This window comes from Pseudomonas sp. GM50, from assembly GCF_000282375.1.
GTDB lineage: Bacteria > Pseudomonadota > Gammaproteobacteria > Pseudomonadales > Pseudomonadaceae > Aquipseudomonas.
The window spans coordinates 41,261-53,960 of the sequence record NZ_AKJK01000009.1 but is presented as its reverse complement, the minus strand read 5'-3'; the positions used below and the strand labels follow the sequence as shown (position 1 = coordinate 53,960).

At 58.8% G+C, this 12,700-nt stretch carries 15 protein-coding genes; 3 read left to right on the top strand and 12 right to left on the bottom strand.

Annotated features, from left to right (window positions below):
- Positions 1-84: 84 nt before the first annotated feature.
- Together uraD and puuE are read right to left on the bottom strand one after the other, a co-directional pair.
- Entirely contained in the window at positions 85-600 is a 516-nt protein-coding gene (gene uraD / locus PMI30_RS27030; protein WP_008005653.1) for a 2-oxo-4-hydroxy-4-carboxy-5-ureidoimidazoline decarboxylase, read from the bottom strand.
- Positions 597-1,523, bottom strand: coding sequence for an allantoinase PuuE (puuE, locus tag PMI30_RS27035; RefSeq protein ID WP_008005652.1), 927 nt, complete (start codon positions 1,521-1,523; stop codon positions 597-599). Before puuE ends, uraD begins: the two co-directional genes overlap by 4 nt.
- Positions 1,524-1,956: 433 nt before the next feature.
- Here puuE and uraH point away from each other — a divergent pair, with 433 nt between their 5' ends.
- A complete protein-coding gene (gene uraH, locus PMI30_RS27040) occupies positions 1,957-2,310 on the top strand; it encodes a hydroxyisourate hydrolase (RefSeq protein WP_007898824.1) in 354 nt (117 codons plus the stop codon).
- 213 nt (positions 2,311-2,523) lie between these two features.
- On the opposite strand, the gene PMI30_RS27045 is transcribed toward uraH, so the two are convergent.
- The 3 genes from PMI30_RS27045 to PMI30_RS27055 form a co-directional block, all read right to left on the bottom strand.
- On the bottom strand, positions 2,524-3,150 hold the full coding sequence (locus PMI30_RS27045; RefSeq protein WP_008005651.1) for a LysE family translocator: 627 nt from the start codon (positions 3,148-3,150) through the stop codon (positions 2,524-2,526).
- Between the two features lie 79 nt (positions 3,151-3,229).
- Positions 3,230-4,579: an NCS2 family permease gene (locus tag PMI30_RS27050; protein ID WP_008005650.1), complete on the bottom strand. Its 1,350-nt coding sequence runs from the start codon at positions 4,577-4,579 to the stop codon at positions 3,230-3,232.
- Positions 4,580-4,815: 236 nt separating this feature from the next.
- Complete coding sequence (locus PMI30_RS27055) at positions 4,816-5,262, bottom strand: MarR family winged helix-turn-helix transcriptional regulator (RefSeq protein WP_007898821.1); 447 nt, start codon at positions 5,260-5,262, stop codon at positions 4,816-4,818.
- 82 nt (positions 5,263-5,344) lie between these two features.
- On the opposite strand from PMI30_RS27055, the gene PMI30_RS27060 reads away from it, so the two are divergent.
- A complete protein-coding gene (locus PMI30_RS27060; RefSeq protein WP_008005649.1) occupies positions 5,345-6,511 on the top strand; it encodes an aminotransferase-like domain-containing protein in 1,167 nt (388 codons plus the stop codon).
- 188 nt (positions 6,512-6,699) lie between these two features.
- Here PMI30_RS27060 and PMI30_RS27065 read toward each other — a convergent pair whose 3' ends face one another.
- The 5 genes from PMI30_RS27065 to PMI30_RS27085 form a co-directional block, all read right to left on the bottom strand.
- Positions 6,700-7,071 carry a glutathione S-transferase N-terminal domain-containing protein gene (locus tag PMI30_RS27065; RefSeq protein ID WP_008005648.1) on the bottom strand — a complete coding sequence of 124 codons (372 nt, stop codon included), beginning with the start codon at positions 7,069-7,071 and terminating at the stop codon, positions 6,700-6,702.
- 102 nt (positions 7,072-7,173) lie between these two features.
- Positions 7,174-7,719: a GTP cyclohydrolase I FolE gene (gene folE / locus PMI30_RS27070; protein WP_007898818.1), complete on the bottom strand. Its 546-nt coding sequence runs from the start codon at positions 7,717-7,719 to the stop codon at positions 7,174-7,176.
- 77 nt (positions 7,720-7,796) lie between these two features.
- Positions 7,797-8,354, bottom strand: coding sequence for a Smr/MutS family protein (locus PMI30_RS27075; protein WP_008005647.1), 558 nt, complete (start codon positions 8,352-8,354; stop codon positions 7,797-7,799).
- A 75-nt stretch (positions 8,355-8,429) separates the two neighbouring features.
- Positions 8,430-8,750, bottom strand: a complete 321-nt coding sequence (locus PMI30_RS27080) for a hypothetical protein (RefSeq protein WP_007898816.1) — start codon at positions 8,748-8,750, stop codon at positions 8,430-8,432.
- Between the two features lie 132 nt (positions 8,751-8,882).
- Positions 8,883-9,473: a cysteine hydrolase family protein gene (locus PMI30_RS27085; protein ID WP_008005646.1), complete on the bottom strand. Its 591-nt coding sequence runs from the start codon at positions 9,471-9,473 to the stop codon at positions 8,883-8,885.
- A gap of 238 nt (positions 9,474-9,711) precedes the next feature.
- On the opposite strand from PMI30_RS27085, the gene prmB reads away from it, so the two are divergent.
- Positions 9,712-10,620, top strand: a complete 909-nt coding sequence (prmB, locus tag PMI30_RS27090; RefSeq protein ID WP_008005645.1) for a 50S ribosomal protein L3 N(5)-glutamine methyltransferase — start codon at positions 9,712-9,714, stop codon at positions 10,618-10,620.
- A gap of 125 nt (positions 10,621-10,745) precedes the next feature.
- Here the strand turns inward: prmB and PMI30_RS27095 are convergent, their stop codons facing one another.
- A complete protein-coding gene (locus PMI30_RS27095; protein WP_008005643.1) occupies positions 10,746-11,537 on the bottom strand; it encodes a hypothetical protein in 792 nt (263 codons plus the stop codon).
- A 100-nt stretch (positions 11,538-11,637) separates the two neighbouring features.
- Positions 11,638-12,636, bottom strand: coding sequence for an alpha/beta hydrolase (locus PMI30_RS27100; protein ID WP_032834737.1), 999 nt, complete (start codon positions 12,634-12,636; stop codon positions 11,638-11,640).
- Between the last annotated feature and the right edge of the window lie 64 nt (positions 12,637-12,700).

Sequence of the window (12,700 nt, the reverse complement as noted above, 5' to 3'; positions counted from 1 at the left end):
TTGTCTGCCTTTAAATAAGTTGGCTTGGGATGCTTGCAGGGCCCTGGGCGTTTTCCGCGTTTTTTAACACTCGGGCCAAGTTCGCTATAGGGTCAGTAATCGGAACAGGGCGATCTTGTTGATCTCCGCCAGCGCACATTTGAATTCGGTGTCGACCGAGTTGTGAATGCGCGTTTCGAACGCCGCGAGGATCTGATGCCGGTTGCTGCCTTTTACCGCCATGATGAAGGGAAACTTGAACTTCGCTTTATAGGCGTCGTTCAGCTCGGTGAAGCGCTGGAACTCATCGCTCGAGCATTGGTGAATACCGGCGCCAGCCTGTTCATTCGTGCTGGCTTCGGTCAGTTGGCCCTGGACGGCAGCTTTGCCGGCCAGGTCCGGGTGAGCGTTGATCAGGGCCAGTTGGCTTGTGTGATCAGCGCTCAACAGGATGTCGCTCATGCGTTGGTGCAGGGTTTCGATCTGGTCGATCGAAGCGTCCTGGCCCAGGTCGAAGGCCTTCTCGGCCACCCATGGCGAATGTTCGTAGATGTCGGCGAAGGCAGCGACAAACGCATCGCGGCTCAGGGTCGACGGCTTCAGGGTTTGGAAGTGGCTCATTTCGCGGCCTCTTGATACGGGTGGGTTTCGTGCCAGTGGCGAGCGATGTCGACGCGACGGCTGAACCACACCTGTTCATGACTTTTAGCGTATTCGATAAAGCGTTTGAGCGAGGCCAGACGCGCCGGACGGCCAATCAGCCGGCAGTGCAGGCCGATCGACAACATCTTCGGTGCTTCCGCACCTTCGGCATACAGCACGTCGAACGCATCTTTGAGGTATTCGAAAAAGTCGTCGCCCTTGTTGAAGCCCTGGACCTGGGTAAAGCGCATGTCGTTGGTGTCCAGGGTGTACGGGATCACCAGATGCGGCTTGCCGGTCGGGTTGTTCGGTTCCCAGTAGGGCAGGTCGTCGTCGTATGTGTCGCAGTCGTAGAGGAAACCGCCTTCTTCCATCACCAGCCGACGGGTGTTCGGGCCGGTGCGGCCGGTGTACCAGCCCAGTGGGCGCTCGCCGGTGATTTCAGTGAGGATGCGGATCGCTTCGAGCATGTGCTCGCGTTCCTGTGCTTCGTCCATGTACTGGTAGTCGATCCAGCGGTAGCCGTGGCTGCAGATTTCGTGGCCGGCATCGACCATGGCGCGGATCACGTCCGGGTGGCGCTGGGCGGCCATGGCCACGGCGAAGATGGTCAGCGGAATGTCGAATTCCTTGAACAGTTTCAGAATCCGCCAGACGCCGGCACGGCTGCCATACTCGTAAAGGGATTCCATGCTCATGTTGCGCTCGCCTTGCAGCGGCTGCGCCGAGACCATTTCCGAGAGGAAAGCTTCGGACTCTTTATCGCCGTGCAGGATATTGCGCTCGCCACCTTCCTCGTAATTGAGCACGAAGGACAGCGCGATGCGGGCATTGCCCGGCCAGTGTGGGTGAGGAGGGTTACTGCCGTAACCGATCAGGTCGCGTGGATAGTCAGCGCTCACTGCAGTCTTCCTTCTTGTTCGTGTCGACTTGTTCAAAGTCAGGGTGTGTGGCGGCCTGGCGATGAGAGGGCAGGCTGGCGTCACAGCGATGGAGTGATTGTATACAACTTTATATTCACTTTGTAAGCCTGATTTTTTGCATTTTTCACTGACTGGTCACTTTGGAGGGTACTGCAAGAAACCTGCCTGACTGGTCAGCTAATGGATAGGAGGTCCGCTGATCGTATGGTTTGGCGTCAGATTCGCCGTTAAACCCTGAATGGCGGAGCTGGCGGTAAAAATGTCGTTTTTATTGTGTACAATTTTTATTAAAAGTGTCTTAATCAGTCGCTCGCCGCAGCTTTTCGTGCTCCGAAACGGTGCGGTCTCCTTTTCAACTGACTTCGGGAGGCGCGAGGTCTGACTGCTCCACGCAGGCAGGCGCGCAGAATCAATGGGACGTTTGACTACACACGTTTTGGACGCTGCACACGGTTGCCCGGGCAGTTCGATCAAGGTCGAGTTGTACCGCGTTGAAGGTTCGCAGCTGGAATTGGTCGCCACTGCGCTCACCAACAGCGATGGCCGTGTCGATTCGCCGCTGCTGCAAGGCGATGACTACCGGTCCGGGGTCTATCAGCTTCAGTTTCATGCGGGTGATTACTACCGCGCCCGTGGGGTTCAGTTGCCTGAGCCTGCGTTCCTGGATGTGGTGGTGCTGCGTTTCGGCATCTCTGCGGAACAGGATCACTACCATGTGCCGTTGCTGATTTCGCCGTATAGCTATTCCACGTATCGAGGCAGTTGATCCCCCAAGCAGCTGCCTCCTCCGAGAAGCGACTGCGCATATAGCTTCTTTGGTCTTTCGCCCGCTCACACTGCGGGCTTTTTTTTGCCCTGAGATATGTGGTGCATGGGAGGGACCCTTCGCGGGCAAGCCTCGCTCCTACAGGTTTTGAGTCGTTCACGTTATGTAAGAACAACAAAATACCTGTAGGAGCGAGGCTTGCCCGCGAAGCTTTTAGCGGCTCAACAAGGATGCTGCACCCGCACCACTGAACAACCCCGCGCTCACCCGGTTAAACCAGCTCTGCCCCTTGCCGCTACGCAGATACCGCGCAGCGCCATGGGCACCGAGGCCATAAGCCAGCTTGCACAGCAGATCCAGCACGGTCCAGGTGGCAATCATCACCAGCAACTGCGGCAGGAACGGTTGCTCGGCACTCAGAAATTGCGGCAGGAAAGCGGCAAAGAACAAAATGTCTTTCGGATTACTCGCGCCGAGCATGAACGCGCGTCCGAACAGTGCACGAAAGCGCGGCACCGGCGCAGTCTGGGGCACTTCGGCGCCTTGGGATGGCTGACGCGATTGCTGCCAGCTCTGCCAGGCGAGATAGAACAGGTACAGCGCACCGACGATTTTAAGGGCGCTGAACAGCTGTTCCGACGCCAGCAACAATGCGCCCAAGCCAAGCGCCGAAGCACTGAGCAGGCAGATCGACGCAATCACGCCCCCCAGAAACGCCGGGTAAGAACGGCGCAAACCGTAATTCAGACTGTTGCTGATCATCAGCAAAGACAGTGGTCCCGGGATCAGGATCACCACCAGCGCAGCGCCGCTGAACAGCAGCCAGGTTTCCAGACTCATCACTTTCCTCCATTTGCACAAAAGCCTCACCCGACGGGGTGAGGCTGTTTTGAAACACCGTTTTTGAAACGTAGACGGCTTACAAGAAAATGAACTTGGCGATGAAGATCGCGCAAAGCACCCACAGGCTGACGGAAATTTCCTTGTACTTACCGGTGCCGGCCTTCAGCGCCACGTAGGTGATGAAGCCCAGCGCGATGCCGTCGGCGACCGAGAAGGTCAGCGGCATCATGATCGCGGTAACGATCGCCGGAATGCTGTCGGTCGCTTCGTCCCATTCGATGTGCGCCATGCCGCCCATCATCAGCATCGCTACATAAATCAGCGCACCGGCGGTGGCGTAAGCGGGGATCATGCCAGCCAGCGGTGCAAAAAACATTGCGGCAATAAATAGCACACCTACGGTCACGGCGGTAAGACCAGTCCGACCACCAGCGGCTACACCAGCGGCACTTTCCACGTAGCTGGTGACCGGCGGAACACCGACCACCGCACCAAATACGCTGGAAGCACTGTCGGCTTTCATGGCGCGGGAAAGGTTTTCGATCCGGCCGTCAGCGTTCACCAGGTTGGCGCGCTGGGCGACGCCCATCAAGGTGCCGGCGGTGTCGAACATGTGCACAAAGAGGAAAGCGAGTACCACGCTGATCATGCTGACGTTGAATACGCCGGCGACATTCATGGCCATCCAGGTCGGTGCCAGGCTCGGCGGCGCTGACATAATCCCTTCGTAGTGCACCAGGCCCAGGCCCCAACCTGCCAGGGTCACGGTGATGATGCTGATAAGGATCGCGCCGAACACTTTGTGATAGCTGAGCACGGCGATCATCAGGAAGCAGATGGCCGCCAGCAGCGGGCCAGGCTCGCGCAGGGAGCCGAGCTTGATCAGGGTGGCCGGGCTATCGACAACGATGCCCGCGGTTTTCAGGCCGATCAGCCCTAGAAACAAGCCCACACCGGCGCCCATGGCAAAGCGCAAACTCACTGGAATGCTGTTAAGCAGCCATTCGCGAATCCGGGAAAAGGTCAGGAACATGAACAACACACCGGAAACGAACACCGCACCAAGGGCGGTTTCCCAGTTGTAGCCCATGGTGCCGACCACGGTGTAAGTGAAGAACGCGTTCAGGCCCATGCCCGGCGCCAGGCCGACCGGCCAGTTGGCGTACAGGCCCATCAGCAGGCAACCCAGCGCGGCGGCGATGCAGGTGGCGACGAACGCCGCACCGTGGTCGATGCCGGCATCAGCCATGATGTTCGGGTTGACGAAGATGATGTAGGCCATGGTGATGAAGGTTGTCAGACCGGCGATCAGCTCGGTCTTCACCGTGGTGCCGTGCAAGCTGAGTTTGAAGATGCGCTCCAGCCAGCCATTGCGTAATGGCGGCGAGAGTTCCAGCGTCGGGGCTTCGGATTTGCGGCTTTCCACAGCGAGTACTCCTCAAGAGTTTTATTGTTATTTCCAGGGCCGGACCCATGAGGGTGGCAGCGACCCTTTGAGGTACTTGCGAATTTGTTGACCTATTGGTCAGGAACTCGCACGAAGCGAATTATGCTTTTGTATACAAATAAAGCAAATAATGTTTTTGATTTTGTAGACGAAAAGTTTGTTGGTCGGGATATATCGGCTATAGACGATCGTTCCCACGCAGAGCGTGGGAACGATCAGCTTGGAAAGACCTGGGCTTTACCCAGCGCGAGATTCACCGCCAACCACCCATTCACCGCCGTCTCCCCAGCTTCGGCAAACACACGCTCGAGCAATTTCACCTGCTCGCGTCGCAACGACTGCTCGAACCGCGCGCCTTCCGCAGTCAGTTCCAGCAGCCGCTTACGCTTGTCGGTCTCGGACGCGACGCTGTTCACTAAATGCATTTCCACCAACTGACGTAGCGGAATGTTCAGCGCCTGTTTGCTCACACCCAGCAACGCCAGCAACTCCTTGACGCTGAGGGCAGGGTAGCGGGCGATGAAAAACACGATGCGTTGGTGCACCCGGCTCAAGCCGCGACGCTCGAGCATTTCGTCGGCCTTGGCGGTGAACGCCTGGTAACCGAAGAAAAACGCTTCCATGGCTTGTTGCTGAGTGCTGGGGTTTTTAAGGTCAAGCATATTGACGTATCCGCTCGGTCTGTCGTAATTTCGGTCAACCAGTTTGACTCATTTTCCTCAGGCCTCGCTACCGGTGACTCCCATGGCTTTTTCCGAACGTGTCTCGCGCCTTAAAAGTTCTTTGATCCGTGAAATCCTCGCCGCCGCCCAGCGTCCGGAAGTAATGTCGTTCGCTGGCGGTTTACCGGCCGAAGCCATGCTGCCGAAAGTCGAGTGGGCGGATATGCCGCTGTCCATGGGGCAATACGGCATGAGCGAAGGCGAACCGGCACTGCGTGAGGCGCTGGCGGCCGAAGCCCGAGCGTTGGGTGTGCCGTGCGAGGCGAGTCAGGTGTTGGTGGTCAGCGGTTCTCAGCAAACCCTCGATCTGGCGGCCAAGCTCTACATCGACAAAGGCACCGAGATCCTGCTTGAAGCGCCGACCTACCTGGCGGCGTTGCAGATTTTTCAGCTGTTCGGCGCCGACTGCATCACCGTCCCACAGGAAGCCGACGGCCCGAACCTGGTGCAATTGCGCAGCCGTCTGGAAAAACACAAGCCAGCGTTCATCTACCTGATTCCGACGTTTCAGAACCCGTCAGCGGTGCGCTACAGCGAGGCCAAGCGCGATGCAGTGGCGGCGTTGCTCGACGAGTTCGGCGTGACCCTGATCGAAGACGAACCCTACCGTGAGCTGACCTTCGATGGCGGCAGTGCCACGCCGATCGTCAGCCGCTTGAACAAGGCTAGCTGGATCTACACCGGCACCGTGTCGAAAACCCTGTTGCCGGGCCTGCGGGTCGGTTACCTGATCGCCAGCCCGGACCTGTTTGCGCACTTGCTGCGGCTCAAGCAATCGGCCGATCTGCACACCAACCGCATCGGGCAATGGCAAGCGCTGCAATGGATCGGCACCGAAAAATATCAGCAGCACCTGGGTGAGTTGCGTGACTTCTATCGGGGTCGTCGGGATGCATTTCAGTCGGCATTGGAAACGCACTTTTGCGATCTGGCGCGGTGGAACGTGCCGCAGGGCGGGTTGTTTTTCTGGCTGACGCTCAAGCAGCCGCTGGATACGCGCACGCTGCTCAAGGCTGCGCTGGCGGCGGATGTGGCATTTATGCCGGGCGAGCCATTTTTTCCTGAGCCGGACAACAACCCCGGTCATCTGCGGCTGAACTTCAGCCACATCGACCCGGCGCGACTGGACGAAGGGCTCAAGCGATTGGCGACGGTGGTGCGCGAGGCCCAGGCGGCAGAAGCGGCTTGAGGGGATGCAGAAACAAATAAACCGGCCCATGGGCCGGTTTATTTTTGTCTGAAATTTGCAGTCTTTGTGCCGACGCCTTCGCGGGCAAGCCTCGCTCCTACAGAGGTGAGGCTATTCGCACACGCCACCAGTCCGTAGGAGCGAGGCTTGCCCGCGAAGAGGCCATCAGCAGCACCACCACAACACCATCAGGCTGCAGCAAACCGCTTATCCAGATAATCAATGATCACCTTGGACTCATACATCCAGGTGGTCTGGCCATTCTCTTCAATGCGCAGGCACGGCACCTTGATCTTGCCACCTTGCTCCAGCAGAGCCTTGCGATCCTGTTCGTTGTTCTTGGCATCGCGCAACGCCACCGGAACGTTCAGGCGACGCAGGGTGCGACGGGTTTTCACGCAGAACGGGCAGGCGTGGAACTGATACAGGGTCAGGTCCTTGGCGGCTGTGTTGACCTGAGCCTGAGCTTCGGCAGGCCGTTGTTTTTTGCCCGGACGGGTGATGAAGTCGATGAAGATGATCAGTTGGCCAAGGCCGACACGAAGCGCTTTAACGAACACGGTATAAGCCTCACAGGGGCAAACAGAAGGCGCGCAGCTTACCTGATTTTTCGCCGGCGAAAAAAAACCGGCGATGAGTGCCGGTTTTCTTCGTGCTGCAAGTTACTTGATCAGGCTGAGAAACTCGCTGCGGGTGGCCGCGTTTTCGCGGAACTCGCCGAGCATCACCGAGGTGATCATCGTCGAATTCTGTTTCTCCACACCGCGCATCATCATGCACATGTGCTTGGCCTCGATCACCACCGCAACGCCCAGGGCGCCGGTGACTTGCTGGACCGCATCGGCGATCTGGCGACTGAGGTTTTCCTGGATCTGCAGGCGGCGAGCGTACATATCGACGATCCGCGCGACTTTCGACAGCCCCAGGACCTTGCCGCTCGGGATGTAGGCAACGTGCGCCTTACCGATGAACGGCAGCATGTGGTGCTCGCACAACGAGTAGAGCTCGATGTCCTTGACCAGCACCATCTCGCTGTTGTCGGAGCTGAACAAGGCACCGTTGGTGACCTCTTCCAGTGTCTGTTCATAACCTCGGCAGAGGTACTGCATGGCTTTGGCGGCACGTTTTGGCGTGTCGAGCAGGCCCTCGCGGGAGGCGTCCTCGCCCAATTGGCCGAGAATCTCGGTGTAATTCTGTTCCAGGGACATGAAACTACCTGTGGGATTTTACGCAAAGGGCAAGGGTACGGTGACGGACACGGCGCTGCAAGCGTGAAGCGACGGCATCACTCGTCGCGACCTTCCATCATGGTGCGTTTGAGCATCACATAAACCGCTCCGGCGCCGCCATGTTTCGGTTGGCACGAGGTGAAGCCGAGCACCTGTGGATGCTGACGCAGCCACGTGTTGACGTGGCTCTTGATCATCGGCCGCTTGCCGTCCAGGCGCACCGCTTTGCCGTGGGTGACGCGTACGCAGCGGATTTCGAATTTGGTCGCTTCGGCCAGAAAGGCCCACAAGGTTTCACGGGCCTTTTCCACGTTCATGCCATGCAGGTCGAGGCTGCCTTCGAACGGAATCTGTCCGATCTTGAGCTTGCGCATCTGGCTTTCCTGGACGCCGTCGCGGGCCCACATCAGCTCATCTTCGGGGCCGACATCAATAACGAACTGATCGGACAGCCCATCAACGGTGGTGGCATCGGTGCGCACGGTGGCGGCCTGGCGCAGCTTGGCGATTTGCGCGCGGTCGGCCTTGGGTTTGCCGGTTTCGGCGCGATCGTGCTTGATCGGCTTGACGCCTTGGATCGCGCTTTTGAACAGGGAAAAATCGTCGTCTTGCATGTCAGCCTCCGCGAAGGGCGGCCAGTTTACCCAAGTCGAAGCGAATGAGGCGCGACAAAACGCGTGGCGTTCGGCTCAGTCGTGTTTTTTCATCAAATGCGGGGACATGTTCAGCTCTTGCGATTGACGCGAGCGGCGGCGGCAGCGGCGCCACAGCCACACGCCGATGTACAGCACGAACAGGCCAATCGCCAAAATCACTGCCGAACCGACCCGGTTGGTATTCAACTCGCCCAGGGCGGGCGCCTGGCCGAGCAGGCTGGCGGCACCTGCCATCACCAGCAGCACGCCGCACATCGCCAGCAGAGCAGCAATGGCTGCGCCGAAGCGAAAACGCCAGTTGCTTTGGCCTTTGGGCCGCAAGCGGCGTGCATCAAAACCATCGGATAACTTCATTCCGACCTTCCTCAATGGGTATCGGCCCTTCGACCGGGAGTTGACCGGGATGTTCCTGAGGCTAGGGCAATTACAGCAAATGAGAGGCTTTTGCGGATGAGCGGCGGCATGGACCGCTCATCGAAGGGTTGATCAGATCAGTTCGCGGGTCTGGGCGAGGGTGGCGAAATTGTCCGCCATGATCGCCATCTCGGTGTGCTGAACGTGCTCGGCGCTCAGGACGCCACCCTTGTAGGGCAGGTCGCGAGTCGCGCAGGCGTCTTCAACCAATGTGCAACGAAAGCCCAGGTTCTTCGCGGCGCGCACGGTAGTGCTGACGCTGGAGTGGCTCATGAAGCCGCAGACGATAAGGTCCAGCGAGCCGAGATTCTGCAGGCGCTCCAGCAGTTCGGTGCCATGAAATGCACTCGGCAGCAATTTGCCGATGATGGTTTCATCGCCCTGTGGCTCCAGGCCCGGGATGAACTCACCGCGTTCGCCTTGCGGGTCGAACAGCCCACCGACGGTGCCGAGGTGGCGCACGTGCACGATCGGCCGACCGGCTGCACGGGCAGCGGCCACCAGCTGTTTGATGTTCGCGACGGCAGCATCCATGCCGCTCAGTGCCAGGGGGCCGCTGAGGTATTCTTTCTGGGCATCGATGATGACAAGGGTCGCGTGACCCAGATTGGCCGCTGCATAACCACGGCCGCTGAGTTGAAACATCGTTTTTGGAACGGACATTCTGGGGCTCCTTCGGGTGGGGCTTTTGCGACATTGTCCTCTGGCTGAGCGCTTCTGTGAATCGCTACCATCGTAGGCACCGCCGTTGTTGGGTCGCAGCCTTGTCAAGATACCCGTTCTGTTCAATAGCTTGCTGAAAAAATAGAAGAGTCCTACATCTGATCCGGTGTTTTTCCTGCGTCGTCGCGGCGCCTTTTGGCTGTTAGAATCGTCAGTCGTTTTTTCTGGAGTTTGCCCCGTGATCACTTCCCGACTTCGTACCCTGCGTGACCATATCCGTTGGGCCGTCAGCCGCTTCCATGGGGAGGATCTGTTTTTCGGCCATGGGACCGACAACGCCTGGGACGAAGCCCGTCAACTGGTGTTGGGTGCGCTGCACTTGCCGTGGGAAATTGCTGATAGCTACCTCGACTGCAATCTGGAAGAGGACGAACTGGTCAACTTGCAGCGCCTGCTCAAACGTCGCATCGAAGAGCGCATTCCGACCGCTTACCTGCTGGGCGAAGCCTGGTTCTGCGGTATGTCGTTCATTGTCGACGAACGTGTGCTGATCCCGCGTTCGCCAATTGGCGAGCTGATCGAAAAGCGTTTCGAACCGTGGCTCGGCGCCGAACCTGCGCGCATTCTCGACCTGTGCACCGGTTCCGGTTGCATCGGCATCGCCTGTGCTTATGAGTTCCAGAACGCCGAAGTGGTACTGGCCGATCTGTCGTTCGAAGCGCTGGAAGTGGCGAACCAGAACATCGAACGCCACGGTGTCGATGAGCGGGTGTTCACCGTTCAGGGCGATGGTTTTGATGGCTTGCCGGGTCAACGTTTCGACCTGATTGTGTCGAACCCACCCTACGTCGATGCAGAAGATTTCGCCGACATGCCGGACGAGTATCAGCATGAACCGGAGCTGGGCCTGGCCTGTGGCGATGACGGTTTGAACCTGGTGCGTCGCATGCTCGCCGAAGCGGCGGATCATTTGACCGAGAAGGGTTTGTTGATTGTCGAGGTCGGTAACAGCCAGGTTCACGTCGAGGCGCTGTACCCGGAAGTCGATTTCGCCTGGCTGGAGTTCGAGCGCGGCGGGCATGGGGTGTTCATGCTGACAGCGGAGCAGTGCCGCGATCATCAGGCGTTGTTCGCTTCTCGCGTCTGACCTGAGAAAGCCTTCGCGGGCAAGCCTCGCTCCTACGGGGTCTGTGTCGTACCCAAATGATGTGGCACACACAAAACCTGTAGGAGCGAGGCTTGCCCGCGAAGGCCGCGCCGCGGATTACGCTATCAACGGTGCGTAGCAATCCAGATCAACAACCCCGCCTGAAACACCGCAAACGCCACCAGACACGTAATGGTAAAACGCAGCCCGGCGTCTTCGCGTTTGTACTTGCTGACCTTTTCTTCGTGCTTCTTCAGTTTGACTTCCTGTTCCGCCAGGTTCTGCTCGGCTTGCTGGAGCATCTGTGCGGCTTCGAGGATTTCTACCTGTTGCAACTTTTCGCTGTTCCAGTCGCCGAGCAAATCACCGACCGACACCTCTTTAACGCTGCCCTTCAAATGCTGGGCGTCGGCGTAGACCACGTCAAAACCGTGCACCCGCAGAAAGTGATCGCGGCGCAGGCGAGTGTCTTCGTTCAGCGCATCCTTGTTGTTCAGGTCAGTACCGTCGACGGTGTAGGCGGGCCATCTCTTCTTCGCCCACGTAATGCCCTGAGCTGCCATATAGCGCCCGATGCCGCGGTTCATCGGCTCGATCTGCAAGCCGCTTTCCGGCTCGAAATGCACGCGTTTGGCGGTGTGATCGACCCACACGTCCAGATGGTTCTGTTCTTTGCGCACACGCTGGCCCGGCAGCTTGATGGCCATGCGCATCAGGCTGTGTTCCTTGCTATTGCGTTCGGCGTAACCGAATTCGACAAAGCGCAACGGGCGTCCACCGGTATTGCGGTCGGTTTGCAGCGGCGCCAGGCGGAGCATTTTGTGGTGCTCGACGTGGACGTCCGCCCACGGCAGCTCGACCGCTGGCGGTGCGTCTTTTTCAGCGGTGGTGTCGGGTGAAGTCTGGGTATCAGTCATAACGGCGAGATCCTGTCCAAGCCCTGCTTGTCGCCAGCCAGTGCGCTGGCGACAAAGGCTTATCGGCCGTTTTTTTCAGGACTGGAGGGCCAGGGGGCGTTTAACGGGTGCGAAGTCCGTCAATAAACCCGAGGATTCGCGCGCCGAGTTCGGCCGCCAGCGGTAATTGCGGATCTTTATAGGAGGCCAATTGCCGCTTCACGTCGTTGGGCACGATGCGCATCACGTGGTTCATGCCTTCGATCAGCGCCAGTTCGGCGTCCGGTTTGGCCGCCTTGAGCGCTTGGGCATCACCGACGCCGACCTGAATGTCGTTGCTGCCCTGGATGATCAGCGCCGGCATTTTCAGTTTGGCGAAGGCCGCTGCCGGGTCCTGGCGAAACAGCGAAATCAGATACGGCTGCACGCTGGGGCGGAAAATCACCTGCAATTGCGGTGGCACGTTGTCGTCGGTGTGGCCGGCCTTGAGGCTGTCGAGCAGTTCATTGCTGCGCAGCATCAAGGGAGGCGGCAGGCGATTACTCAACTGCTGGCGCAGTACCTGATCGATCGGCCGGGCGCTGCCGGACATGGAAATCACCGCTGCGGCATCGACGTTCGGCGCCGCCAGGCTGGCGATCAACGCACCTTCGCTGTGACCCAGCAAAATCAGTTTGCCAAAACGCGGATCGGTTTTGAGCTTCTGGCCCCAGGCTTCAGCGTCGGCCACATAGGCCTCCACCGACAGATTACGTTCGTCTGGAGTCGCAGCCAGGCTCGCCGCCACGCCGCGCTTGTCGTAGCGCACGCTGGCGATGTTGTGTTTGGCCAGCACCCAGGCCAGCCGTTTGAGGCTGTCGTTGCGTCCGCCGTCGGGGTTGTTTCCGTCACGATCCGTAGGACCTGAGCCGGAAATGATCAGGACAACCGGCACAGGCGTGTCGGACTTGGGCAGCAACAGCGAGCCGAAAAGCTCGCCGCTGCCGGTGTCCAATGTAATCGGGCGTTGCAGGACAGTGGCCTGTGCAAAGCCGGTAAACAGGGTAAGGCTCAAGGCTAGAACTCGCAGCATCATCACGCCATCATCCACTCGGTGCCGGTTGGACTCGCAGGCGGCCATAAGGTTCGAGGATGAACTAGTCGGGTAGCCTGCGTATACTGGCGCGCATTACGTATTTTAGTTT

Excerpts from the sequence above, each read along its gene's own strand:
- uraH (WP_007898824.1), top strand. The coding sequence starts at position 1,957 with ATGGGACGTTTGACTACACACGTTTTGGACGCTGCACACGGTTGCCCG.
- folE (WP_007898818.1), bottom strand. The coding sequence starts at position 7,719 with ATGTCCCTGGAACAGAATTACACCGAGATTCTCGGCCAATTGGGCGAG.
- PMI30_RS27045 (WP_008005651.1), bottom strand. The coding sequence starts at position 3,150 with ATGAGTCTGGAAACCTGGCTGCTGTTCAGCGGCGCTGCGCTGGTGGTG.
- PMI30_RS27080 (WP_007898816.1), bottom strand. The coding sequence starts at position 8,750 with ATGAAGTTATCCGATGGTTTTGATGCACGCCGCTTGCGGCCCAAAGGC.
- PMI30_RS27095 (WP_008005643.1), bottom strand. The coding sequence starts at position 11,537 with ATGACTGATACCCAGACTTCACCCGACACCACCGCTGAAAAAGACGCA.
- PMI30_RS27085 (WP_008005646.1), bottom strand. The coding sequence starts at position 9,473 with ATGTCCGTTCCAAAAACGATGTTTCAACTCAGCGGCCGTGGTTATGCA.
- PMI30_RS27100 (WP_032834737.1), bottom strand. The coding sequence starts at position 12,636 with ATGGCCGCCTGCGAGTCCAACCGGCACCGAGTGGATGATGGCGTGATG.
- PMI30_RS27060 (WP_008005649.1), top strand. The coding sequence starts at position 5,345 with ATGGCTTTTTCCGAACGTGTCTCGCGCCTTAAAAGTTCTTTGATCCGT.
- PMI30_RS27055 (WP_007898821.1), bottom strand. The coding sequence starts at position 5,262 with ATGCTTGACCTTAAAAACCCCAGCACTCAGCAACAAGCCATGGAAGCG.
- PMI30_RS27075 (WP_008005647.1), bottom strand. The coding sequence starts at position 8,354 with ATGCAAGACGACGATTTTTCCCTGTTCAAAAGCGCGATCCAAGGCGTC.
- uraD (WP_008005653.1), bottom strand. The coding sequence starts at position 600 with ATGAGCCACTTCCAAACCCTGAAGCCGTCGACCCTGAGCCGCGATGCG.